We start from the raw sequence: 22,422 nt of genomic DNA on the forward strand, positions 1-22,422 counted from the left end.
TCACGCCTCTGCGCAGATCACCGGCAGGTCGACCGGCGCCAGCCGGGCCAGACTCTCGGCGAGCTCGGCCCGGCGAAACGGCTTGCGCAAGATATCGAAACCGGAGATCTCGCGCGGGGTGAGGTTGGCGTAACCGGTGATGATCAGCACCGGCAACTGCGGCAGGCGCTTGCGCAGGCTGCGCGCCAGCTGCACGCCGGTCTGTTCGGGCATCACCTGGTCGGTGACCAGCAGCTCCGGCGCCAGGCCCTGCGCGATCAGCTCCAGCGCCTGGGCGGCACTGCCAGCTTCGGTGACCTGATAACCCAGATCGCGCAACTGCATGGCCGTCACCTGCCGAACCAGCGCTTCGTCATCCACCAACAGTACCTTCAGCGGACGCTGCGTGATCGGCGAATCTCCTGAGCCACCCAGGGGCGCCTGACCCCGCTCATCGCTGAGCGGCAGCCAGAGCGTCGCTACGGTGCCCTCGCCCAGCTGCGAACGGATGGCGAAATCGCCGCCCGATTGCAACGACAGCCCTTGCACCATGGGTAATCCCAAGCCAGTGCCCTTGCCGATGCCCTTGGTCGAATAGAAAGGTTCGAAGCAGTGCTCGAGGACTTCCTGGCTCATGCCACAACCCGTATCGGCGACGTCCAGCCAGACCACCGGACCAGATCCCAGCGCCGCCGGACGGTCCTCGCGCTCGCCGCCGGCACCGGCACTGATTTTCAGCTTGCCGCCCTGGCACATCGCATCACGGGCATTGACCACCAGGTTCAGCAGCGCCACTTCCAGCTGATGCGGATCGACCAGCACCGCTGGCAACCCTGGGTCGATCTGTACCTGGACATCAATGGTCGGCCCCAGCGCGCGGGTAATCAGCTCGTGCATGTCGCTGACCAGCGCCGCCAGCGATACGGCCTGCGGCTTGAGGGTCTGACGCCGGCCGAAACTGAGCATCCGACCGACCAGACTGCGCGCGCGGTCCGCCGCCTGCAGTGCACCGTCGATCAGGCGCGTCGCGCGTGCCGCGTCGTGAGGTCGTCGGGCGATCAGTTCGAGCGTGGCGATGATCGGCGTGAGCATGTTGTTGAAGTCATGGGCGATACCGCCGGTCAACTGGCCGACGGTCTCCATCTTGCGCGCTTCGTGCAACTGCATGAGATCGGCCTCACGCTCGGCCAGTATGCTGGCGACCCGCTCTTCCAGGGTCGCATTGAGCGTCATCAACTCCTGAAGGGTCGCCTCCAGATGCGCCGAACTCGCGCGCAGCGCATGCTGAGCGCGCGCATGCAGAATCGCCGACCAGGCCACCTTGGCCGCCTCCTCGACCAGGCGGCAGTGATCCTCGGCGAACACCTGCAGGCGATCGAACTCCACGCACAGCATCGCTTCGAGGGCCCCACCGCGCAGCAGCGGCACCTTCAGGCAGGCGCCGCGGGCTGGCAACACCCCAAGGATTTCGCCATCGAGCAGCGAATGCCCGGCCTGCAGCCCGTCGCGCAGGCCTGGAGCCTCGTTCGCCCAGCACTGCTCGCCGCAGGCCGACGGCAAGCGACTGACCCAGTCCCTGGCGATGCGGTAGCGTTGCTCATCGCCAAGGTCTTCGCCGAACCACACCCGTGACGCGCCCAGTTCCTCCCCCAAGCGCTCGATCACATGCGCCTCGATGGCATCGGCCTCGGCGATGTCCGGCAGCACCTTGCCCAATGCCAGCAGGAAGGCCTGACGCCGCTCGAACTGCACCCGCGCGGTGGTTTCGGTGACGATGCACAGGACACCACCGATGCTGCCATCGGCCTCGCGCACGGCCGAATAGGAAACGTCGAAATACACCGTTTCGCCGACGCCGCTGCGTTGGATATAGAAGGGACGATCCTTGGCCGCATAGGTCTCGCCAGTCTCGCGCACCCGCCGCAGCAGGGGCTCGAGGTCGTCCCACAGCTCACGCCAGTACTCGATGGCCGGACGTCCCAGGGCATGGGGATGCTTGGCACCGATGGTCGGCGCGTAGGCATCGTTGTACAGCGCCACGTACTCTGGCCCCCAGAACAGCACGATCTGCGCCTGAGCCGGCAGCAGCGTGCCCATCAGGGTCTTGAGGCTCAGCGACCAGGCTTGTGGGTGGCCCAGCGGCGAGGCACTCCAGTCCATGCGCTGGATGAGCGACGCGATCATGCCGCCATTGATCAGGAAGCCAGGCGCAGGCGCGCTGGCGCACTGGATATCGCTGTCCTTGGGTGGGTTCATGTCAGGCGGACCATCAGGAGTCTACGGCACTATCGGTTGAGTCTGAGCGTAAGAAATCAGCCACTTGCATATGTTCCCCACAATCGTGAAGAAGATGTGCAGTTGGTCGAAATCAGGCATGAGCGACACCTTACTGCGCTGGTGGCGCCATAGGTGTTACAGGCGTTTCCGAGCGCCCCACTTTGGAGCGCGAAGGTGACGATAGCATCCACCGGGCACGAGGGATGGGATCTGTCACAGGAAGTATTTCCCAGACATCTCAAGACCTTGTCGAATTTCGAGAAAAGTGGCACGGCCTCTGCATGAGCATCTACATGGATAATTGGATACAAAAATCCAGGAGCCACTCCATCATGCATTTGGCCACGCCTTACTCCCGCCCGCCGGTCACGGCCGAAGAAGAAGCCTATGCGTTCCTGCTCGACGCCATCTGCACGGGCCGCTTTCGCACCGGCGACCGGCTGATCGCCGAGGAGATCGCCACTGACATCGGCATGAGCCGCATGCCCGTGCGCGAAGCCTTTCGCCGGCTGGCAGCCGAAGGCCTGGTGAACCTGCGGCCCAATCGCGGCGCTATCGTCAGCGGCCTGAACCTGGAAGAAATGCGCGAGGTCTTCGAGATGCGCAGCGCCCTCGAAGGCCTGGCCATCCGTCTGGCGGTACCGCGCCTGAACGAGCGCCACCTCAATCGCCTGGAGCGCCTGCTCGACGAGATGGACGAATGCCGTGACGACAGCGCCGAGTGGATCGGCCGCCACCGCGCCTTCCACCTCTACCTGTGCAGCCTGGCCGAGCGCCCACGACTACTGCGCCAGATCGGTGCCTTGTATTCGGTGATCGAGCCGCACCTGCGCCTGTGGCTACAACACGTCGACAAGCCCCTCAGCGCCCGCGAAGAGCACGCCGTCATCCTCGATGCGCTGCGCACTGGCGACGCCGCCGTGGCCGAACGCGTGCTCTGCGAACACATCGAGGGCACCGTTCCCTCCCTGCTGGAATTCCTCGAAGCAACGGGCACCTGAGACCCGCTCTTCGGACGTACCACTGAACTGCCCGGCAACCTCACCTTCTGGAGCTGACCATGTTCGTACGCAGGATCGCGCAGTGTCTGATCGCCATATGCCTCGTTGCGCCGCTCGCGCAGGCCGATACCCTGAAAATTCCCGACCGTTTGCAGCACGCTGACAAACTGGTGTTCTGCGGCGCCATGGACTCCCCGCCGATGGGCTTCTTCGACGCCGCGCAGAAGCCTGCCGGCGTGACCGTCGAGCTGGCCCAGACCATCGCCAAGCGCCTCGGCGACAAGCCGATCGACTGGCGTGTGACGCCGTTCTCGGGGTTGATCCCGGCGCTGCTGGCCGGACAATGCGACATGCTCGCCGATCAGCTGTTCGACAAGCCCGAGCGCCGCCAGGTGATCGACATGGTCAACTACATGTACTCCAGCCAGGCGGTGGTGGTGACCAAGGGCAACCCCAAGGGCATCTACAGCCTGGACGACCTGTCCGGAAAGAAGGTCGCGGTACTCAACGGCTCGACCATCCGCACCCTGCTCGATGCCCACAACGCGCAGCTCCAGCAGGCCGGCAAACCGCCCATGCAGATCGTCGTCTACAACAGCGACACCGATGCCTTCCAGGCCCTGCGCATCCAGCAGGCCGACGCCTACGGCACCACCCTGGAAACCGCTGGCTATTACCAGAGCATGGCGGCCGATCTGTTCGAGACCGGCGTGCCGGCCTTCGCACGCATTCTCACCGGCTTCGGCTTTCGCAAGGACGACCCGCAGTTGAGCGCAGCGGTGGCCCAGATCTTCAAGGACATGCAGGCCGACGGCAGCTACCAGGCGCTGCTAGCGAAGTGGCACATCGAAGGCGACAAGCTGGACTGAGCCGAGGCGACGATCATGAATTTCAGTTGGGATATCTTCTGGCAGTACCTGCTACGCCCCAGTGACATCTACCTGTACGGCCTGTGGCTGACCTGCGTGATCGCCGTCAGCGCAATGCTCCTGGGCTGCCTGCTGGGGTTGTTGGCAGCCTTGATGCGCCTGTCGTCCAACCCCCTGCTGCAATACCCGGTACGTGTCTACGTCTGGCTGATGCGCGGCACGCCGCTGCTGGTGCAGATCGTGTTTCTCTACACCGCGCTGGCCGCCGCAGGGCTGTTCCGCTTCCAGGACCTGGACCTGGGCCTGTTCGTGCTGCCTGGCAACATTCAGGCAGCGATCATAGCCCTGGGTCTGAACGAAGGCGCGTACATGGCCGAGATCATCCGTGCCGGCATCGGCGCAGTTGACAAGGGCCAGTACGAAGCCGGTCGCTCGCTGGGCATGACCTTCCCCCGCCTGATGCGCCGCATCGTCCTGCCCCAGGCTTTCAGGGTGATCGTGCCGCCGCTGGGCAACGAGTTCAACGTGATGCTCAAGAACACCACGCTGGTCAGCGTGATCGGCGTTCAGGAGCTACTGCTGAGCACGCAGATGGTCACCTCGGCGACGTTCCGGGTGTTCGAGCTGTACCTGGTCGTGGCGATCTACTTCCTGCTGCTGACGACCTTGTGGGGCCTGTTCCAGCGCTGGCTGGAGAAGCGCTTCGGGCGCGCCGACGGCCATGCAGCCTCGGCACCGCGGCGGTTGTTCGGTCTGCAAGCGATGAAATTGCTGAGGGGACGATGACATGACAGCCAACCTGAACCCCGTGGTGATCCAGGCCAGCGACGTGCACAAAGCCTTCGGCGAGCTAGAGATTCTCAAGGGCGTTTCGCTGGACGTGCACAAGGGCGAAGTGGTGGTGCTGATCGGCGCCTCCGGCTCCGGCAAGACCACCTTCATTCGCTGCATCAACCTGCTGGAGGACATCCAGCGCGGCACCATTCGCGTCAACGGCGAGCTGATGGGCTACCGCGAGCGCGCCGACGGCACGCGCGTGCGTGACTCGGAAAAGAACATTGCCCGCCAGCGGCGCGACATCGGCATGGTGTTCCAGCGTTTCAACCTGTTCGCGCACATGACCGTGCTGGAGAACATCATCGAGGCCCCCATTGGCGTGCTCGGCGTCCCGCGCAGCCAGGCCATCGAGCAGGCCCGGGCTCTGTTGGCGCGGGTGCGCATGAGTGAAAAGGCCGATCACTACCCTGCCCAGCTCTCCGGTGGCCAGCAGCAACGTGTAGCCATCGCCCGCGCCCTGGCCATGAAGCCCCAGGCGATGCTGTTCGACGAACCGACCAGCGCGCTGGACCCGGAGACCGTCGGCGAGGTGCTGCAGGTGATGAAGGCGCTGGCCGAGGACGGCATGACCATGGTGGTGGTGACCCACGAAATGGGCTTCGCTCGCGAAGTGGCCGACCGTGTGGTGGTACTGCACCAAGGTGAACTGATCGAACAGGGCCCGCCGAACCAGGTGTTCGGCAACCCCCACCACCCGCGCACGCGGGAATTTCTGAGCCGCGTTCTCTAGAGGTCGCCCCGATGCGCATATCCCTGCTGCCCCTCGCCGCCCTTGGCCTGCTGAGCGGTGCCAACGTCCAGGCCGAGCAACCGCTGGTGCGGTTCTACAACTGGTCCGACTACATCGGCCGGGACACCCTCAAAGCGTTCGATCAGGCCAGTGGCATGAAGGTCCAGTACGATGTCTTCGACACCAACGAGATGCTGGAGGCCAAGTTGCTCTCGGGGCACTCGGGCTACGACCTGGTGGTGCCGTCCAGCCAGTTCCTCACCAAGCAGATCAAGGCCGGCATCTACCAGCCGCTGGACCGCTCGCGACTGCCCAACTGGAACCACCTGGACCCGCGGCTGATGCAGCGCCTGGAAGCTGCCGATCCCGGCAACCGCTTCGCCGTGCCGTACATGTGGGGAACCGTGGGCATCGGCTACAACGTCGCCAAGGTCAAGGCGGTCCTGGGCGACAATGCACCGGTCGATTCCTGGGACCTGGTGTTCAAACCCGAGAACCTGGCCAAGCTGCATCAATGCGGCGTCGCCTTCCTGGACGCGCCGGTGAAGATCATTCCTCAGGCCCTGCACTACCTCGGCCTGGACCCCAACAGCCAGAATCCCGAAGACTACCGCAAGGCCTCCGAGCTGCTGCAGAAGCTCGCGCCGTCGGTCACCTACTTCCACTCGTCGCGTTACACCACGGATCTGGCCAACGGCGATATCTGTGTGGCGATCGGCTACTCGGGCGATGTGATGCAGGCCCGGAGCCACGCCAAGGAGGCCGGCAAGGCCATCGACATCCGCTATTCGATTCCCAAGGAAGGCGCCAACCTGTGGTTCGACATGCTGGCCATCCCCAGCGATGCGCAGAATTCCAAGGGCGCCTTGGCGCTGATCGACTATCTGCTGCGTCCCGAGGTGATCGCCCAGGTCAGCGACTACGTCGGCTACGCCAACCCCAACCGCGATGCTACCGCCCTGCTTGATCCCAAGGTGCGCGATAACCCCGGCATCTACCCGAGCGATGCGGTGATCGACAAGTTGTTCGTCTCCACCGACCTGCCACCGAAGATCCAGCGCGTGATGACCCGCGAGTGGACCCGGATCAAGACCGGCCAGTGACGCAGACCAGGTTCGGCATGGTGCCGGGCCCCGATGCCCCTTCAGGAAGAGCCCGACATGCTGAAGTTCTCTGCACATGAATACCCCTATCCCTCACAGCGCCAGAGCGTCTTCGCCCGCAACGGCATGGTCGCCACCTCACAACCCCTGGCGGCCGAGGCTGGTATTGCCATGCTGCGCGCCGGCGGCAATGCCATCGATGCGGCCATTGCCACCGCCGCTGCCTTGACGGTGGTCGAACCTACCGGCTGCGCCATCGGCGGTGACGCCTTCGCACTGGTCTGGGTCAAGGACAAGCTCCACGGCCTGGACGCCAGTGGCCGCGCCCCGGCCTCGCTGTCGATCGACGCGGTGAAGGCTGCCGGCCACGAGCGGATGCCGGTGCATGGCTGGTTGCCAGTGACCGTCCCTGGCATTCCCGCGGCCTGGGCGGCGCTGTCCGAGCGCTTCGGCACACTGCCCTTTGCCGACCTGCTGCAACCGGCCATCGCCCTCGCCCAGGAAGGCTTTCCGGTCTCCCCCGTGGTCGCCCATCAATGGCGCATCGCCCAGGACGAGTTCCAGTCCAGCCTGGCGCGCGAGCCTGCCCTGCAGGCCTGGTTCGACACTTTCCTGATCGACGGCCGGTCGCCCGAGGCCGGGCAACTGTTCCGTAACCCGGCACAGGCCCGCAGCCTGGCCGAGCTGGCCCGGACCCGTTGCGAAAGTTTCTACCGTGGCCCACTGGCACAGCGCATCGCCGCCCATGCCGGCGCCAGCGGCGGCCACCTGAGCGCTGCGGACCTGGCAGGCTACCGCCCCAAGTGGGTCGAGCCGATCAAGCTCGACTACCGAGGCTACGACGTGTGGGAGATTCCGCCCAGCGGCCAGGGCCTGATCGCCCTGATGACCCTCAACATTCTCCAGGGCTATGCATTCGACCAGCGCGACAGCCAGCTCACCTGGCACCGCCAGCTCGAAGCCATGAAAAAGGCCTACGCCGACGGCCTGCACTACATCACCGACCCCGAACACATGCGCATGGCCACCGACCGACTGCTGGGCGAGGCGTATGCTGCACGCCGCCGCGCCGAGATCGGCGAGCGCGCCGAGGCGCCCTTGCACGGCGATCCCGATGCCAGCGGCACGGTGTACATCGCCACCGCCGACGGCGAAGGCAACATGGTCTCGTTCATCCAGAGCGCCTATCACGGCTTCGGCTCCGGGGTGGTGCTGCCGGACAGCGGCATCGGCCTGCAGAACCGTGGCTCGGAGTTCAGCCTGAACGCCGAGCACGCCAATGCCCTGGCGCCCGGCAAACAGACCTTCCACACCATCATTCCGGGCTTTCTGAGCAAAGGCGGCGTCCCCATCGGACCGTTCGGCGTGATGGGCGGCTACATGCAGCCCCAGGGCCATGTGCAGATGGTCATGAACCTGGTGGACTTCGGTCTCAATCCCCAGGCCGCCCTGGATGCGCCGCGCTGGCAGTGGCTGGGCGACATGAAGGTGGGAATCGAACAGGGCGCCTCGCGCGATCTCGCGTTCGCCTTGGCGCGACGCGGCCATCAGATCGAGATTGCCCATGACCTCACCGACTTCGGCCGTGGCCAGATCATCGTGCGCGATCCACACACCGGCGTGCTGTGCGGCGGTACCGAGCCCAGGGCAGACTCGCACATCGCCGTGTACTGACTGTGCCTTGACAGCGTGACTGGCCACTGATGCGCTGTAGAGGTCAAGGACCCAATGCGATTCCACCTACAGCCTGTCAGGAAGCCAGAACCTTGAAGCAGCAGATTCCCTACCCGACAATGCCCGAGTGATTCATTGCCAACGATGGCCAAGGTCGCTGCCTGATGCAAAGGCCGCAGTGAAAGGGAATCTGATCCACCCATGAACGCGTTCAAGAGCAAAGTCCTCAACGCCTACCATGAATGCCCGGTGCCGCATCGCTTCTACCTCGCGTCGATGACGGTCTATCTACTTGGCTTGATGGCGTGCCTCAGGTGGGGTTCTCCGTCGCTGACGCTGCTCACTGGCCTCACCAGCCTTCTCGTCCTGTGCGGGTTCACACTCTGGTGTCTACCGCTGATGCGCTGGATTCACTCGGTCTGGCATCGCCCTTTTGCCAAGATCCCGATCCTGCTGTTGCACCTGCTCGCGCTGTTGATCGCCACAGCCTGCGCGCGATTCGCCGTCGCCGACAGTCTGGGCCTACCCCCGCAGAGCTTCGATCTCACCGTGGGCTTCCTGGTCGCGCTGTTCTACATCCCGGCATGGCTGGCAGTCATGGGGCTTCTGCTGGCCTGCGCCGCAATCCTGATCATGTTCATCGCCCTGCTGACGTTGCCCTTCGAAGCGCTCTGGCAGCAGCTGGCCCTGCTGCTCAACCCCTTGCTGCGCACGCCCCTGCCTGTGCCGTCACGCAATATGATGATCTTTCACGGCCTTGGCGCCCTTTATGCCTGCTTTCTGCTCACGACCGCCTACGGCTATGCCACAGAAGACTTCGGCGCGACGTTCAAGGGGGTGGTCACGGTGATTGCGCTCAAGAGCGACTTTCACCAGACACCCAACTACCCGGGGTACAGGTCCGACGAGTACCTGCACCCACTGGAGAACGGGTATACGGCTTTCATACGAAGCTTGAGCGACCATAGCACCGTGATTGGCGTGCGGTCGCAGACGGAACAAGTATCAGAGGTGGTGATCGAAACGCTGCCGTCGTTCAAGACGGCCTTCGAATCATTGTTCGAAGGCGTCTCGTCCTAGCTGCGGCCGACGTCGGTGTGGTGTCGGTCGAGAGGTGAAGCGCAAGCGGCAAGCCTACTGCCGTTTACGCTTCACTCATTCACCGCGCTGCTTCATCGTTTCGCGATACAGCTCTATGAAGGGGGCCTCGGCCGGATCGATCCGATCCATTTCGGCCGCTATCCGGTGCCAGTAGGGATACTGGGGAGCGATCCTGGTGGCCTCCTCGATCTGCGCCAGATCCTCATTATCGAGTAGCAGATCAGCGGCCTGCAAATTGTCCTGCAACTGCTCGAACGAACGACCGGCGGTAATCACGCTGGTGATGCCGGGGCGGTCCTTGAGCCACGCCAGACACACGCGTGCGGGTGAACAACCGTGGCGCTCGCCCACCGCGATCAAGGTTTCGATGATGTCATAGGCGCGGTCGCGGTCATGCACGTAGGGTTCTGGCCAGTCGTTGCCCTGGCGCGTACCTTGTGGCGTCTTCTGCCCGCGACGCACCTTGCCGGTCAACAGGCCCTCGCCCAGCGGTCCCCACACCAGGGTGGCGAAGCCTTGGTCCAGCGCCATTGGCAGCAATTCGTACTCGGCCTCGCGGGCCTCGGGCGTGTAATAGATCTGCTGCGACACAGGCTGCTGCCAGCCGTTGAGCCGGGCGCTGCCCAGCGTCTTCATCATTTGCCAGGCGGTATAGTTGGAAGTGCCGAAATAACGGATCTTGCCGCTCTGCACCAGATGATCCAGCGCGGCCAGGGTCTCTTCGACAGGCGTAACGCCGTCCCAGTTGTGGATCTGGTAAAGATCGATATGGTCGGTACCCAGACGCTTGAGGCTGGCCTCGCAGGCACGGATCAGGTGATAGCGGGATGCTCCACTGTCGTTGGGATTTGCGCCCATCGGGCTGCGAGCTTTGCTGGCGAGGATGATCGACTGACGCTTGTCGCTCAGCGCCTTGCCGACGATCTCTTCAGCCAGGCCATGGGAATACAGGTCTGCCGTGTCGACCAGGTTGACGCCTGCATCGAATGCCAGGTCGAACATCCGCCTGGCCAATTCGACATCCACGCTGCCGGTTTTCTCGAATGCGCCGCGGCCACCGAATGGAACCGTACCGACCACCAGTTCGGAAACCAGCAGGCCAGTATTGCCCAATGCACGGTACTTCATAGGGGTATCTCCATCGCTGAACACATGGAAATACCGACGGCACAGGCAGCTGAAACGTTCAATCTGGGTGGGCGAGGTTTGAGATCCAGTCGGTCTGCCAGCGGGGTGACAGACCAACGAAGGGGCTGAGCGGCCGCCCCCGTTTACGCGCTCAGTCCCACTCCGGCGCAACCTTTAGGCCGATGTCACGCCCCGGTGGGTTGACTCGACTTGAGGACTACAAGTCTTTCTTCACCGTCTTGTCGATGTGCTTGCCTTCTTTATGGCGTTCTTTGTTCAGATGCTGAGTGCCTTTGTCGATTTCTTTGCCATCATGTTTTGCACCCTTGTCCACTTCGCGAACATCATGTCGCACACCCTTCGCTACATCGCCTTCCGCCTGTGCCATGGACACCGTCATGAGGGTGGTCAGGGCAATCGCAATCGCAGCAACCGTTTTCTTGATCATGTCAGTACTTCCTGAGAAGGGTGTATGTTTTGGCTCTTGCAAGCTGAATATAGCCGAACGCGAAAGCAAAAGAAGGCAGGTAAAGGCGGTTTAATCCAACCACGCCGTCTCAACGTTTGGAGGGCAGCATTGAAATGCCCATTGCCCAACAAATAGGGATGTCATCGGCGAAGGCAACGGCTGGCGCATCGCAGACCGATGAACGTCTCTTCATCTGGGCGGTGGGAATCTTGAAGTGAGACTGACTACAGGAGCGAAGAGGCTGCAAGGCAGCCTCTTCGGTAAAACACGGGAAAATCCGCCAGCAGTGGCGAATAAGGGCTCAACCCTGCTTCTGATGCGACGCCGCCTTTTCTGCCTGATGGACGCATTTCTCGTAATCACCAGACTCATGCGCCGCTTTTGCCTGCTGATGCTCGTGATGACCCGACTTGGTAAAACTCGCTTCAGTGGCATCCTTAAGTTTGTCCAGAGCGGCCTCGCACTTGTGGCGATCCTCCTCGGCCATGGCGATACCTGGAAGCAGCATGGCGCAGAACAGCAGAGCTACTGTCTTGTTCATGTAAAGTCCCTTTTGGCGGAATGGGTTGGACAGTCAAAGGTGCTTCTTGGCGTCTTTATCGATGCGCTTGTCCGCCTTGTGACGCTCCTCGTCGTCATGCTTCAGACCTTTATCGATCTCCTTGTCGTCGTGTTTCACGCCCTTGTCGACTTCCTTGGCGTCATGATCCACGCCGCGGTCGACATCCCGGACCCCATCCCTGACGTCCTTGGCGACGTCGCCTTCGGCTTGAACGAGCGATGCAGCCATTAGTGCACTGAATGCCACTGCAGCGAGGGTCAATGTCCGTTTGATCATGGGTACTGCTCCTTTCGGGTGATGAAGAATTCATGACGTGTCAGATCACCGTAGACAAGGTTTGCAGGGTTTGCGAATCGAAACAGGCAGAATCGAACTAGACAGTGTCCACTGCACGATCACGAAACAGCCTGCAATCGGCCAGGCTTTTCAGGCGCAGGGTTGACCGCGCTCAGGAAGACGCGATCACGCCAGCCACCAACAAGGCTATGCCGAAGTACCACAGCCAGAGAAACGGCCTGGCCTGGGCGTCCTTCCTGGCATACACGTATACGTAAAACGGAATCAACAAGCAGACCAGCGCCTGGCCGGGAGACTTCTTCAATGCCAGGGCGAAGATGACCAACTGCATGGATACCATAAGACCCATGCCGGATATCAACAAAAACATGACCATGGAACACACTCACTTTTCAGATCTTACGGTCGCCAGCCCAAAACGATACCTTCACCGCTTGGCCACTGGCTTTTATTGAATACATCGACTGCGACCGAACGCTACCGTCGGAGGTGCGGGTCACGGTCGCCGGAGTGAGCGGCCGCAGAGCTGGACCTGCTGGTGGCATGGCAGGAAAACGACCGCCCGTTATGGCGGCTCCACTTCAGCGCGTGACCTTCACGGACAGAGCGGGCAATACAGATTGTCCATGAAATCATCGCATTCGATATTGTCATCGAGCACCTGTACCACGACCTCGCCATGTGTATCGCACCGCAGCACTTGCCCAGCACCTCGAGCCATCGGTGGATGATCACCGAACTCATTGCATCCGCACCAAGGGCACTTTCGAATCACAGCGTCATGTGGCCCGAGAATCGCCAAGGTCCAGTTGCAGCCTGTGCAGTGAAGACGGAGCAGCGGGCGGGCGAGAGTTGGATCCGGCATCGGGCAATCCTGAACGTTATAGAGCGGCTGAGTAAGCAGCGCGTGATGGACTGGTACGCTGGAAGCAGCAGCGCCTTAATACGTGCGCCTGCCGACGATCTACTCGAACCGCCGGCGATAGCCGGCAACAATCAATACCAGGCCGGGCACGAGCAGGCCAATGGCTGTGTAACCGAAAGCAAGTTGCCCGGAGGCACCCACAGCGGCGAAAGTGGCTCCAGTAGCGATGAGTGGCGCGGCCGCCAGATAAAAGGGTTTGGCTGTTCTGCTCATGTAGACCTCCTTTCGACCCACTTTTTTACCACATCTGGCCACTGCAACGCGCACGCGTGCAACAGGATGCCTGAAATCGAAGGGAAGCGACGCCAGCCTAGAGTGCAAGCGATCCGCGATAGGTCGCCGCAGGCTGCGCATCACGCTGGAGTCTGGGCATACCGCAAACCAGGTGATCGAAAGAAGGTGGATGAGGTTATATCAGAGGTCGATGCAGGCCTCGGTATCACTAATCTCACTTGAAACTGTCGCGCGGGTTTTACGCACGACCGCCCATAAAAAAATCCAGCCACCGCTAAGTGACTGGATTTTTTAGGGATTTTTGGTCGGGACGGAGTGATTCGAACACTCGACCCCTTGCACCCCATGCAAGTGCGCTACCGGGCTGCGCTACGCCCCGACATCATTCTCGATACCGCTGAGAACGAAGAAGAATTTAACCTAAGCGTTTGAATAATGGAAGCTTTTTTTCAAAAAAATCCATCACTCAAACCGTGCCTCATTTCTTCAGCACCACCAGGACATCTTCCAGCTCGACAATCATCTGCTTGATCAGCTGTTTGTACTGGGTGGTGTCGTCCTTGGCCTCATCACTGGACAGACGCAACCGCGCACCGCCGATGGTAAAGCCCTGGTCGTACAACAAGGCGCGGATCTGGCGGATCATCAACACGTCCTGGCGCTGATAATACCGTCGGTTGCCGCGACGCTTGACCGGGTTCAGCTGCGGAAACTCCTGCTCCCAGTAGCGCAGCACATGTGGTTTCACGGCGCAGAGCTCGCTCACTTCACCAATGGTGAAGTAGCGCTTGCCCGGGATGGGAGGCAGCTCGTCGTTATGGCTTGGTTCCAGCATAGGCCTCAACCCGGGCTTTCAGTTTCTGCCCTGGACGAAAGGTGACGACACGGCGAGCGGTGATCGGGATCTCTTCCCCGGTTTTGGGGTTACGGCCCGGCCGCTGGCGTTTGTCGCGAAGATCGAAATTGCCGAATCCGGACAACTTGACCTGCTCGTTCTCTTCAAGCGCGTGACGAATTTCTTCGAAAAACAGCTCGACCAGCTCCTTGGCCTCGCGCTTGTTCAGCCCCAGCTCCTCGTACAGCCTTTCGGCCATCTCAGCTTTCGTCAGAGCACCCATACCGTTATTTCCTTAACGTGGTGTTCAACCTGTGTTCGAGCGAGGTGAGGATGTTCTGCAAGCTGGCGTTCACCTCATCGTCGTTAAGAGTGCGCGATGGATGTTGCCAGGTCAAGCCGACGGCCAGGCTTTTTCTATCAGGATCAATACCTTTACCCTGGTAGACGTCAAACAGCCTGAGGTCTGTGAGCCACTCTCCTGCATTGTCATGAATCACTTCAAGTACCGCACTCGCCGCCACGTCACGCCCTGCGATCAATGCCAGGTCACGACGGGTTTCAGGGAACTTGGAGAGTTCGCTGAACGCCGGCATCCTACCTTCGACCACGTCTGCCAGCACCAGTTCGAAGACGAATACCGGACGATCCAGGCCAAGCGTCTTGGCCAGCTCCGGATGCAGTGCCCCCAGGTAGCCGACTTCCCTGCCGTCACGCTCGATGCGCGCTGTCTGACCTGGGTGCAGGGCTGGATGCTGACCTGCACTGAAGGTGAAATCGGCCAGCGCGCCCGAGTAGCCAAGCAGCGCCTCGACATCCGCCTTGACGTCGAAGAAGTCGACGCTGTCACGTCCATTTGCCCAGCCTTCAGGCAAGCGGCTACCGGTGATGACACCGGCGATCATCGGCTGCTGGGCGAGGTTGCCCAGTTGGCCGACGAACCGCAGACCGCTTTCGAACAGGCGCACGCGATCCTGCTGACGGTTGAGGTTGTGCTGCAGCGCCTTCAGCAGGCCTGGCCACAGCGAAGCACGCATCGCAGCCATGTCGCTGGAGATCGGGTTGGCCAGCAGTAGAGGCTCCACACCCGGAGTGAATAGCTCGAACAGCTTGGGATCGATGAAGCTATAGGTGATCGCTTCCTGGTAACCCCGTGCCACCAGCAGGCGACGCAGAGTCGGCAGCTCGCCACGCGCTTCGGAGCGGGCCTTGGGCGCGAGTCTGGCCTGCGGATAACGAACCGGCAGATTGTTGTAGCCATACAGACGCGCCAGCTCTTCGATCAGATCCACCTCCAGGCTGATGTCGAAGCGGTGGCTGGGAATCTCGACCGTCCACTGTCCGTCCTGTGCAGCGCTGGTTTTCAGCTCCAGAGCATTGAGCAACTGCTCGATCTGGGTGGCAGGCATGTCCATGCCCAGCATCTGGCTCACGCGTTCGGCGCGCAGGGTGACTGGGGCGACCTTCGGCAGGTGCGGCTCACTGACCGCTTCCACGATCGGCCCAGCTTCGCCGCCGACGATGTCCAACAGCAGACCAGTGGCACGTTCCATGGCCTGGCGCGCCAATTGCGAATCGACGCCACGCTCGAAACGGTGCGAGGCATCGGTGTGCAGGCCATAGGAGCGAGCTTTGCCCGCCACGGAAACCGGCTCGAAGAAGGCACTCTCCAGGAACACATCGCGGGTCTTCCCGGTATCGACGCCGCTGTGCTCGCCCCCCATCACGCCAGCGATGGCCAGCGCTCGCGCATGGTCGGCGATCACCAGGGTGTCGCTGCGCAAGGCCACTTCCTGACCATCGAGCAGCACCAGCTTCTCGCCCTCCTCGGCCATGCGCACGCGAATGCCACCGTTGATCTCGGCGAGATCGAACGCATGCATCGGTTGGCCGAGCTCGAGCATCACGTAGTTGGTGACGTCCACAGCAGCATCGATGCTGCGCACGTCACTGCGGCGCAGGCGCTCGACCATCCACAGCGGCGTCGGCTTGCTCAGGTCGACGTTGCGGATCACCCGGCCCAGGTAGCGCGGGCAGGCGGCCGGCGCGCTGATTTCGACGCTGCGCACCTCGTCATGGGCAGCAGCTACCGCTGGCACCAACGGGCGGGTGACCGGCGTGGCGTACAGCGCGCCTATGTCCCGTGCCAGGCCCGCTATCGACAGGCAGTCGCCGCGGTTGGGAGTCAGGCCGATCTCGATGCTGGCATCGTCCAGGCCCAGGTAGCGGCGCACGTCCTCACCTACCGGAGCGTCGGCAGCCAGTTCCAGAAGGCCGTCGTTCTCTTCGCTGATCTGCAGCTCGGCCGCCGAGCACAGCATGCCGAAGGACTCGACGCCACGCAGTTTGGCTTTCTTGATCTTGAAGTCGCCGGGCAGTTCGGCGCCGATCATGGCGAAGGGAATCTTGATCCCCGGGCGCGCATTGGGGGCGCCACACACGACCTGAAACCTGTCCTGGCCATTGCTGACCTGGCAGACGCGCAACTTGTCGGCGTCCGGATGTTGCTCGGTGGTGAGAATCTCGCCCACCACGATGCCGCTGAACTGGCCAGCAGCCGGCGTGACACTGTCGACTTCCAGGCCGGCCATGGACAGGCGGGCGACCAGTTCGTCACGGGAAACCTGCGGGTTTACCCAACCGCGCAGCCACTGTTCACTGAATTTCATGCTGTTCTCCTGAAGATTGCGTCGAGGTGTGGCCTAGCGAAATTGCGCCAGGAACCGCAGGTCGTTGTCGAAGAACAGACGCAGATCGTTGACGCCGTAACGCAGCATGGCCAGGCGCTCCACGCCCATGCCGAAGGCGAAGCCGGAGAATTCTTCCGGGTCGATGCCGGACATGCGCAGCACGTTGGGATGCACCATGCCGCAGCCCATCACTTCCAGCCAGCCAGTCTGCTTGCACACGCGGCAGCCCTTGCCGGAGCACATCACGCACTCCATGTCGACCTCGGCCGAAGGCTCGGTGAAGGGGAAAAAGGACGGGCGGAAACGCACGCCGAGCGGCTTTTCGAAGAACACCCGCAGAAACTCCTCGATAGTGCCCTTGAGGTCGGCGAAGTTGATGTCGCGGTCGATCAGCAGACCTTCGACCTGGTGGAACATCGGTGAGTGGGTGATATCCGAGTCGCACCGGTAGACCCGACCCGGGCAGACGATGCGGATCGGCGGCTGGCTGCTTTCCATGGTCCGCACCTGCACGGGCGAGGTGTGGGTGCGCAGCAGCATGTTGGCATTGAAATAGAAAGTATCGTGCATCGCCCGCGCCGGGTGGTGGCCGGGGATGTTGAGCGCCTCGAAGTTGTGGTAGTCGTCTTCGACCTCGGGCCCTTCGGCGATGCCGTAGCCAATATGGGTGAAGAACTGTTCGATGCGCTCCAGCGTACGGGTGATAGGGTGCAGCCCCCCAGTGGCCTGACCACGGCCTGGCAGGGTGACGTCAATGCATTCGGCGGCCAGGCGAGCGTTGAGCTCGGCCTCTTCGAAGGCGGCCTTGCGTGCGTTGAGCACGTCGGTGACGCGTTCCTTGGCGTCGTTGATCAGCGCTCCGACCTTGGGGCGCTCGTCGGCCGGCAGGTTGCCCAGGGTCTTCATCACCTGGGTCAACTCGCCCTTCTTGCCGAGAAATTGGACCCGGATCTGTTCCAGGGCATTGATGTCTTCAGCGCGTTCCACCGCCTCGAGGGCTTGGGAGACCAACGCGTCCAGGTTTTCCATGTACAGACTCCAGATACGAAAATAGGGGAAGAGCTTTGAAGGCTCTTCCCCTATCGATGACGTTTTACACCCGCCGGCGCTGCGCGTCGGCGAGTGATTGTCGCGGGTACTTAAGCCAGGACGGCTTTAGCTTTCTCGACAATCGCAGCAAACGCCGCTTTTTCGTTCACTGCCAGGTCGGCCAGAACCTTGCGGTCGATTTCGATCGACGCCTTTTTCAGGCCAGCAATCAGACGGCTGTACGACAGACCGTTGGTGCGGGCACCGGCGTTGATACGAGCGATCCACAGGGCGCGGAACTGACGCTTCTTCTGGCGACGGTCGCGGTAGGCGTACTGGCCTGCCTTGATGACCGCTTGCTTGGCGACGCGGAATACGCGCGAACGCGCACCGTAATAGCCTTTAGCCAGCTTCAGAATTTTCTTGTGACGCTTACGAGCGATGACGCCACGCTTTACACGAGCCATGAGTAACTTCCTCTATCTTTGACCGAAATTAACGTACGCGCAGCATGCGCTCGACTTTTGCCACGTCAGACGGGTGCAGCAAGCTGGCACCGCGCAGTTGACGCTTACGCTTGGTCGACATTTTGGTCAGGATGTGGCTCTTGAAAGCGTGCTTGTGCTTGAAGCCGGAAGCGGTTTTCAGGAAACGCTTCGCTGCACCGCTCTTGGTTTTCATTTTTGGCATGTTGGAACTCCGCATTCGATAAAATTACACAATAATCATCAGGCCTGCCGTGCCCGGGAGATTACTTCTTCTTTTTGGGGGCGATGACCATCATAAGCTGGCGTCCTTCCATCTTCGGATGCTGCTCAACGGTGCCGTATTCCACGAGGTCAGCTTCGACCCGCTTCAACAGCTCCATGCCCAGCTCCTGGTGGGCCATCTCGCGGCCGCGGAATCTCAGAGAGATCTTGGCCTTGTCCCCATCGCTAAGGAAACGTACCAGGTTGCGTAGTTTTACCTGGTAATCCCCTTCTTCCGTCCCTGGACGAAACTTGATTTCTTTAATCTGGATCTGTTTCTGGTTCTTCTTGGCTTCGTTGGCCTGCTTCTTCTTCTCGAAGAGATGCTTGCCGTAGTCCATGACCTTGCAGACGGGCGGTTGCGCGTCGGCGGAGATTTCCACCAGATCCAGCTTCGCTTCATCAGCGATACGAAGCGCTTCATCAATCGAGACGATGCCAATCTGCTCGCCGTCAGCGCCAATTAACCGAACCTCGCGTGCCGAGATATTCTCGTTGATCGGGGCCTTCGGTGCAGTTCGTTTATCGTTTCTCATTTCACGCTTAATAGTCATTACTCCGTTTCATGGCGACCACGCCGGGAAACCGCTTGCGACAGGAGCTCGGCGAACTGGGCGACGGGCATCGAGCCCAGATCTGCGCCATCGCGAGTCCGTACAGCGACGGTTTGCGTTTCGACTTCGCGATCCCCTATGACCAGCAGGTACGGGACCTTGAGCAAAGTATGCTCGCGGATTTTAAAGCCGATCTTCTCATTTCTCAAGTCGGACTTGGCACGGAATCCGCTTCCGTTCAGTGATTTCTCGACCTGGAGCGCGAAATCGGCCTGTTTGTCGGTGATATTCATGATCACCGCCTGGGTCGGCGCGAGCCAGGCCGGGAACACACCGGCATAGTGCTCGATGAGCATGCCGATGAAGCGCTCGAACGATCCGAGAATGGCACGGTGCAGCATGACCGGACGCTTGCGCGCGTTGTCTTCGGCGATATAGCTGGCGTCCAGACGCTCGGGCAGGTTCGGATCGTACTGCAAGGTGCCGCACTGCCAGTTGCGACCGAGGCAATCACGCAGGGTGAACTCGATCTTCGGACCGTAGAAGGCCCCCTCCCCCGGCTGGTACTCCCAGGCCAGGCCTGACTCGTTCAGGGCGTCGGCCAGTGCACCTTCGGCGCGGTCCCACAATTCTTCGGAGCCGACTCGCTTGGCCGGACGCGTGGACAACTTCATGGCCACGTCGGTGAAACCGAAGTCCTTGTACACGTCCAGGGTCAACTTGATGAAGTCGGCCGCCTCCTTCTTCACCTGCTCTTCGGTGCAGAAGATGTGGGCATCGTCCTGCACGAAACCGCGCACACGCATGATGCCGTGCAGCGCGCCGGAAGGCTCGTTGCGATGGCACGCACCAAACTCGGCCAGGCGCAGCGGCAAATCCCGGTAGGATTTCAGGCCCTGGTTGAACACCTGCACGTGGCAAGGGCAGTTCATCGGCTTGACCGCGTAGTCGCGGTTTTCCGATGAGGTGGTGAACATGTTCTCGGCGTAGTTCGACCAGTGGCCGGAACGCTCCCAGAGAATACGGTCGACGACCTGCGGAGTCTTGATTTCCTGATAGCCGTTTTCGCGCTGGACCTGACGCATGTACTGCTCGAGCACCTGGTACACGGTCCAGCCATTGGCGTGCCAGAACACCATCCCCGGCGCTTCTTCCTGCAGGTGGAACAGGTCGAGCTGCTTGCCGATCTTGCGGTGGTCACGCTTTTCGGCTTCTTCGATACGCTGAATGTAGGCGGCCAGCTGTTTCTTGTCGGCCCAGGCAGTGCCGTACACCCGCTGCAGCTGCTCGTTCTTGGCATCGCCACGCCAATAGGCGCCCGACAGCTTGGTCAACTTGAACGCCTTGAGGAAACGCGTGTTCGGCACGTGCGGGCCGCGGCACATGTCGACGTATTCTTCGTGGTAGTACAGGCCCATGGCCTGCTCATCCGGCATGTCTTCGACCAGACGCAGCTTGTAGTCTTCGCCACGGCGAGTGAACACCTCGATAACCTCGGCACGCGGCGTCATCTTCTTGATGACGTCATAGTCCTTTTCGATCAACTGCTGCATGCGCTGTTCGATGGCGGCGAGGTCTTCGGGCGTGAAGGGCCGCTCGTAGGCGATATCGTAATAAAAGCCTTCGTCGATCACCGGGCCGATCACCATGCGGGCGGTCGGATACAGCTGCTTCACCGCGTGGCCGATGAGGTGGGCGCACGAGTGACGGATGATCTCCAGTCCCTCTTCGTCTTTAGGGGTGATGATCTGCAAAGTGGCGTCATGTTCGATCAGGTCGCTGGCATCGACCAGCTTGCCGTCGACCTTGCCGGCCAGGGTGGCCTTGGCCAGACCTGCACCGATGGACGCAGCGACATCGGCCACGCTCACGGATTGATCGAACGAGCGTTGACTGCCATCGGGAAGAGTAATGGTGGGCATGGCGCCTCCTCTCCTAGTGGTGACCCCTACCAAAGGTCACGTGGGTTGGGATGAGCCAGTACAAGATCCGACCTGACTTTCCCGTAGGAAAGCTTGCCTCACAGTGGCAGAAGCCTTTCGGCCATTCAGGGACGAACCAGAGTGACTGGAAAAATGCAGGCCGAACTCGGCAACTGCAAGCCGGCCATGCTAGCACGGAGGTTCTGCCTCGCGCGGAAATATTTGGAAATCCAGCGACAGCGGTGAACTTGTGCAGAAAAAACCCTATCAGACCACCTGAAGCATTCTACTCTTGACGAGACCCAAACCAAGGAGTGTCTGGTTATGCGAATTCAGTCTCTTCTGGCCGCCTGTGCGGCAAGCCTTCTCATGCCACTGGCCGCGCAGGCGCAGGGCAAGTTCCCTGAAGGCGCGGAACAAGCCTATACGGCCCAGTGCCAGCAGGTCGCTCAGGGCAAGGGCCTAGATCAGGCAACCGCTAAAAAGCATTGCGATTGCGGCGCCCAAGCCATCAAACAGAATTTCAACGACAACGAAATTGCCGAGCTCGACAGCAAGAACGGTGTCAATCCGCAGCTGCTCCAAAAGGCCCAGACGGTGGTCCAGAAGGCCTGCACCCGCTGAAGGGCGAGATAACCTCACCGACCTGATTGCGCCTCGCTTGCGCCAGATCAACATCCGGCTATCGTAAACAGCGCTAGATGCGCAGAATTAGACTATGATGTGCACGTGCCTCGTAGCTTCGGCCACACCGCACTACTGAAAAAAATCAAATGTTCTGGAGATTCACCTCATGTCCAACCGCCAAACCGGCACCGTCAAATGGTTCAATGATGAAAAAGGCTTCGGCTTCATCACCCCACAAGGCGGCGGCGACGACCTGTTCGTTCACTTCAAGGCCATCGAATCCGACGGCTTCAAGAGCCTGAAAGAAGGTCAAACTGTTTCCTTCGTCGCCGAACGCGGCCAGAAGGGCATGCAGGCTGCTCAGGTTCGTCCTGAGTAATCTGGTCAGCGCAAAAAAACCCGCCTTAATCGGCGGGTTTTTTTATGGGCGCTGGCAGGCTCAGCCACAATTGGCGCGCACCACCTTGCCCTGTTCGTCGACGTTCAGGTTGAGCCGTTCGGAGCGGTACTCCAGGGTGACTACGTCATGGGGCTTGAGAATTCGGGCGATCTGCGCCCCGCTCGCCTTGCGCGCCTGGTCGAGCAGCTCGGGCGTGCCCTGTTTGCCGAGGGTGAAGTCGGCGCCGGCGGCGCTGCAGCGACCATCGCCACCTGTTGCGGGCGCAGGGGCGCTGGCGTCGGACGAGCCACCAGTGCTGCAACCGGCCAGAGCCGCAGCCACCAGCACAGTCGCCAGGGAAGCGCGAATACGGAACATGAATCCTCCTAATCGATCTTGGGAACTGCACATGCGACCGTTGCGCACCCAGTTCGTTGCAAAACCGTACAAG

At 61.3% G+C, this 22,422-nt stretch carries 25 protein-coding genes and 1 tRNA gene; 9 read left to right on the forward strand and 17 right to left on the reverse strand.

What is annotated here, in order from left to right; translation table 11 throughout:
- Complete coding sequence (locus IAE34_RS02465; RefSeq protein ID WP_200137257.1) at positions 1-2,235, reverse strand: ATP-binding protein; 2,235 nt, start codon at positions 2,233-2,235, stop codon at positions 1-3.
- Between the two features lie 353 nt (positions 2,236-2,588).
- On the opposite strand from IAE34_RS02465, the gene IAE34_RS02470 reads away from it, so the two are divergent.
- The 7 genes from IAE34_RS02470 (at position 2,589) to IAE34_RS02500 (ending at position 9,550) form a co-directional block, all read left to right on the forward strand.
- Positions 2,589-3,257, forward strand: a complete 669-nt coding sequence (locus tag IAE34_RS02470; RefSeq protein WP_200137258.1) for a GntR family transcriptional regulator — start codon at positions 2,589-2,591, stop codon at positions 3,255-3,257.
- 59 nt (positions 3,258-3,316) lie between these two features.
- Positions 3,317-4,126 carry an ABC transporter substrate-binding protein gene (locus IAE34_RS02475; RefSeq protein WP_200137259.1) on the forward strand — a complete coding sequence of 270 codons (810 nt, stop codon included), beginning with the start codon at positions 3,317-3,319 and terminating at the stop codon, positions 4,124-4,126.
- A 15-nt stretch (positions 4,127-4,141) separates the two neighbouring features.
- Entirely contained in the window at positions 4,142-4,912 is a 771-nt protein-coding gene (locus tag IAE34_RS02480) for an amino acid ABC transporter permease (RefSeq protein ID WP_200137260.1), read from the forward strand.
- Between the two features lies 1 nt (position 4,913).
- Positions 4,914-5,693, forward strand: a complete 780-nt coding sequence (locus IAE34_RS02485; RefSeq protein ID WP_200137261.1) for an amino acid ABC transporter ATP-binding protein — start codon at positions 4,914-4,916, stop codon at positions 5,691-5,693.
- 11 nt (positions 5,694-5,704) lie between these two features.
- The gene (locus IAE34_RS02490) at positions 5,705-6,796 is read left to right on the forward strand and encodes a polyamine ABC transporter substrate-binding protein (RefSeq protein WP_200137262.1); all 1,092 of its coding nucleotides are present in this window, start codon (positions 5,705-5,707) and stop codon (positions 6,794-6,796) included.
- Between the two features lie 57 nt (positions 6,797-6,853).
- Complete coding sequence (locus tag IAE34_RS02495; protein WP_200137263.1) at positions 6,854-8,470, forward strand: gamma-glutamyltransferase family protein; 1,617 nt, start codon at positions 6,854-6,856, stop codon at positions 8,468-8,470.
- 201 nt (positions 8,471-8,671) lie between these two features.
- On the forward strand, positions 8,672-9,550 hold the full coding sequence (locus IAE34_RS02500) for a hypothetical protein (RefSeq protein ID WP_200137264.1): 879 nt from the start codon (positions 8,672-8,674) through the stop codon (positions 9,548-9,550).
- A gap of 75 nt (positions 9,551-9,625) precedes the next feature.
- Here IAE34_RS02500 and IAE34_RS02505 read toward each other — a convergent pair whose 3' ends face one another.
- From IAE34_RS02505 to thrS, 15 genes are all read right to left on the reverse strand, one after another.
- Positions 9,626-10,699 (reverse strand): aldo/keto reductase, encoded by a 1,074-nt coding sequence (locus IAE34_RS02505; RefSeq protein WP_200137265.1) that lies wholly within the window; start codon positions 10,697-10,699, stop codon positions 9,626-9,628.
- 217 nt (positions 10,700-10,916) lie between these two features.
- On the reverse strand, positions 10,917-11,144 hold the full coding sequence (locus tag IAE34_RS02510) for a hypothetical protein (RefSeq protein ID WP_442793178.1): 228 nt from the start codon (positions 11,142-11,144) through the stop codon (positions 10,917-10,919).
- 325 nt (positions 11,145-11,469) lie between these two features.
- The gene (locus IAE34_RS02515) at positions 11,470-11,709 is read right to left on the reverse strand and encodes a hypothetical protein (RefSeq protein ID WP_200137266.1); all 240 of its coding nucleotides are present in this window, start codon (positions 11,707-11,709) and stop codon (positions 11,470-11,472) included.
- 33 nt (positions 11,710-11,742) lie between these two features.
- Complete coding sequence (locus tag IAE34_RS02520; RefSeq protein ID WP_233630879.1) at positions 11,743-12,006, reverse strand: hypothetical protein; 264 nt, start codon at positions 12,004-12,006, stop codon at positions 11,743-11,745.
- A gap of 172 nt (positions 12,007-12,178) precedes the next feature.
- On the reverse strand, positions 12,179-12,376 hold the full coding sequence (locus IAE34_RS02525; RefSeq protein ID WP_233630880.1) for a hypothetical protein: 198 nt from the start codon (positions 12,374-12,376) through the stop codon (positions 12,179-12,181).
- Positions 12,377-12,991: 615 nt separating this feature from the next.
- Positions 12,992-13,165, reverse strand: a complete 174-nt coding sequence (locus tag IAE34_RS02530) for a hypothetical protein (protein ID WP_200137268.1) — start codon at positions 13,163-13,165, stop codon at positions 12,992-12,994.
- A gap of 323 nt (positions 13,166-13,488) precedes the next feature.
- A tRNA-Pro gene (locus IAE34_RS02535) sits at positions 13,489-13,565 on the reverse strand.
- Positions 13,566-13,664: 99 nt separating this feature from the next.
- A complete protein-coding gene (locus IAE34_RS02540) occupies positions 13,665-14,021 on the reverse strand; it encodes a MerR family transcriptional regulator (RefSeq protein ID WP_200137269.1) in 357 nt (118 codons plus the stop codon).
- Positions 14,002-14,304 carry an integration host factor subunit alpha gene (gene ihfA / locus IAE34_RS02545; protein WP_003250679.1) on the reverse strand — a complete coding sequence of 101 codons (303 nt, stop codon included), beginning with the start codon at positions 14,302-14,304 and terminating at the stop codon, positions 14,002-14,004. Before ihfA ends, IAE34_RS02540 begins: the two co-directional genes overlap by 20 nt.
- 4 nt (positions 14,305-14,308) lie before the next feature.
- Positions 14,309-16,690: a phenylalanine--tRNA ligase subunit beta gene (gene pheT / locus IAE34_RS02550; protein WP_200137270.1), complete on the reverse strand. Its 2,382-nt coding sequence runs from the start codon at positions 16,688-16,690 to the stop codon at positions 14,309-14,311.
- A 33-nt stretch (positions 16,691-16,723) separates the two neighbouring features.
- A complete protein-coding gene (gene pheS, locus IAE34_RS02555; protein ID WP_200137271.1) occupies positions 16,724-17,740 on the reverse strand; it encodes a phenylalanine--tRNA ligase subunit alpha in 1,017 nt (338 codons plus the stop codon).
- Positions 17,741-17,850: 110 nt separating this feature from the next.
- Entirely contained in the window at positions 17,851-18,207 is a 357-nt protein-coding gene (gene rplT / locus IAE34_RS02560) for a 50S ribosomal protein L20 (RefSeq protein ID WP_003250671.1), read from the reverse strand.
- Positions 18,208-18,235: 28 nt separating this feature from the next.
- Positions 18,236-18,430 carry a 50S ribosomal protein L35 gene (gene rpmI / locus IAE34_RS02565; RefSeq protein WP_003250667.1) on the reverse strand — a complete coding sequence of 65 codons (195 nt, stop codon included), beginning with the start codon at positions 18,428-18,430 and terminating at the stop codon, positions 18,236-18,238.
- A gap of 61 nt (positions 18,431-18,491) precedes the next feature.
- Positions 18,492-19,043 carry a translation initiation factor IF-3 gene (gene infC / locus IAE34_RS02570; protein WP_023629190.1) on the reverse strand — a complete coding sequence of 184 codons (552 nt, stop codon included), beginning with the start codon at positions 19,041-19,043 and terminating at the stop codon, positions 18,492-18,494.
- Complete coding sequence (gene thrS / locus IAE34_RS02575) at positions 19,043-20,965, reverse strand: threonine--tRNA ligase (protein WP_200137272.1); 1,923 nt, start codon at positions 20,963-20,965, stop codon at positions 19,043-19,045. The genes infC and thrS overlap by 1 nt, the downstream gene beginning before the upstream one ends.
- Positions 20,966-21,289: 324 nt before the next feature.
- On the opposite strand from thrS, the gene IAE34_RS02580 reads away from it, so the two are divergent.
- Together IAE34_RS02580 and IAE34_RS02585 are read left to right on the forward strand one after the other, a co-directional pair.
- Positions 21,290-21,589 carry a hypothetical protein gene (locus tag IAE34_RS02580; RefSeq protein WP_200137273.1) on the forward strand — a complete coding sequence of 100 codons (300 nt, stop codon included), beginning with the start codon at positions 21,290-21,292 and terminating at the stop codon, positions 21,587-21,589.
- Between the two features lie 169 nt (positions 21,590-21,758).
- Positions 21,759-21,971, forward strand: a complete 213-nt coding sequence (locus tag IAE34_RS02585) for a cold-shock protein (protein WP_012273095.1) — start codon at positions 21,759-21,761, stop codon at positions 21,969-21,971.
- Between the two features lie 60 nt (positions 21,972-22,031).
- On the opposite strand, the gene IAE34_RS02590 is transcribed toward IAE34_RS02585, so the two are convergent.
- Positions 22,032-22,349 (reverse strand): I78 family peptidase inhibitor, encoded by a 318-nt coding sequence (locus IAE34_RS02590; protein WP_200137274.1) that lies wholly within the window; start codon positions 22,347-22,349, stop codon positions 22,032-22,034.
- Between the last annotated feature and the right edge of the window lie 73 nt (positions 22,350-22,422).

The organism is Pseudomonas sp. S30 (genome assembly GCF_016518545.1).
Taxonomy (GTDB): Bacteria; Pseudomonadota; Gammaproteobacteria; order Pseudomonadales; family Pseudomonadaceae; genus Aquipseudomonas.

Bases quoted from the DNA above. Each gene is read 5' to 3' on its own strand.
- IAE34_RS02465 (WP_200137257.1), bottom strand. From the start codon at position 2,235: ATGAACCCACCCAAGGACAGCGATATCCAGTGCGCCAGCGCGCCTGCG.
- IAE34_RS02470 (WP_200137258.1), top strand. From the start codon at position 2,589: ATGCATTTGGCCACGCCTTACTCCCGCCCGCCGGTCACGGCCGAAGAA.
- IAE34_RS02475 (WP_200137259.1), top strand. From the start codon at position 3,317: ATGTTCGTACGCAGGATCGCGCAGTGTCTGATCGCCATATGCCTCGTT.
- IAE34_RS02480 (WP_200137260.1), top strand. From the start codon at position 4,142: ATGAATTTCAGTTGGGATATCTTCTGGCAGTACCTGCTACGCCCCAGT.
- IAE34_RS02485 (WP_200137261.1), top strand. From the start codon at position 4,914: ATGACAGCCAACCTGAACCCCGTGGTGATCCAGGCCAGCGACGTGCAC.
- IAE34_RS02490 (WP_200137262.1), top strand. From the start codon at position 5,705: ATGCGCATATCCCTGCTGCCCCTCGCCGCCCTTGGCCTGCTGAGCGGT.
- IAE34_RS02495 (WP_200137263.1), top strand. From the start codon at position 6,854: ATGCTGAAGTTCTCTGCACATGAATACCCCTATCCCTCACAGCGCCAG.
- IAE34_RS02500 (WP_200137264.1), top strand. From the start codon at position 8,672: ATGAACGCGTTCAAGAGCAAAGTCCTCAACGCCTACCATGAATGCCCG.
- IAE34_RS02505 (WP_200137265.1), bottom strand. From the start codon at position 10,699: ATGAAGTACCGTGCATTGGGCAATACTGGCCTGCTGGTTTCCGAACTG.
- IAE34_RS02515 (WP_200137266.1), bottom strand. From the start codon at position 11,709: ATGAACAAGACAGTAGCTCTGCTGTTCTGCGCCATGCTGCTTCCAGGT.
- IAE34_RS02520 (WP_233630879.1), bottom strand. From the start codon at position 12,006: ATGATCAAACGGACATTGACCCTCGCTGCAGTGGCATTCAGTGCACTA.
- IAE34_RS02525 (WP_233630880.1), bottom strand. From the start codon at position 12,376: ATGGGTCTTATGGTATCCATGCAGTTGGTCATCTTCGCCCTGGCATTG.
- IAE34_RS02530 (WP_200137268.1), bottom strand. From the start codon at position 13,165: ATGAGCAGAACAGCCAAACCCTTTTATCTGGCGGCCGCGCCACTCATC.
- IAE34_RS02540 (WP_200137269.1), bottom strand. From the start codon at position 14,021: ATGCTGGAACCAAGCCATAACGACGAGCTGCCTCCCATCCCGGGCAAG.
- ihfA (WP_003250679.1), bottom strand. From the start codon at position 14,304: ATGGGTGCTCTGACGAAAGCTGAGATGGCCGAAAGGCTGTACGAGGAG.
- pheT (WP_200137270.1), bottom strand. From the start codon at position 16,690: ATGAAATTCAGTGAACAGTGGCTGCGCGGTTGGGTAAACCCGCAGGTT.
- pheS (WP_200137271.1), bottom strand. From the start codon at position 17,740: ATGGAAAACCTGGACGCGTTGGTCTCCCAAGCCCTCGAGGCGGTGGAA.
- rplT (WP_003250671.1), bottom strand. From the start codon at position 18,207: ATGGCTCGTGTAAAGCGTGGCGTCATCGCTCGTAAGCGTCACAAGAAA.
- rpmI (WP_003250667.1), bottom strand. From the start codon at position 18,430: ATGCCAAAAATGAAAACCAAGAGCGGTGCAGCGAAGCGTTTCCTGAAA.
- infC (WP_023629190.1), bottom strand. From the start codon at position 19,043: ATGACTATTAAGCGTGAAATGAGAAACGATAAACGAACTGCACCGAAG.
- thrS (WP_200137272.1), bottom strand. From the start codon at position 20,965: ATGCCCACCATTACTCTTCCCGATGGCAGTCAACGCTCGTTCGATCAA.
- IAE34_RS02580 (WP_200137273.1), top strand. From the start codon at position 21,290: ATGCGAATTCAGTCTCTTCTGGCCGCCTGTGCGGCAAGCCTTCTCATG.
- IAE34_RS02585 (WP_012273095.1), top strand. From the start codon at position 21,759: ATGTCCAACCGCCAAACCGGCACCGTCAAATGGTTCAATGATGAAAAA.
- IAE34_RS02590 (WP_200137274.1), bottom strand. From the start codon at position 22,349: ATGTTCCGTATTCGCGCTTCCCTGGCGACTGTGCTGGTGGCTGCGGCT.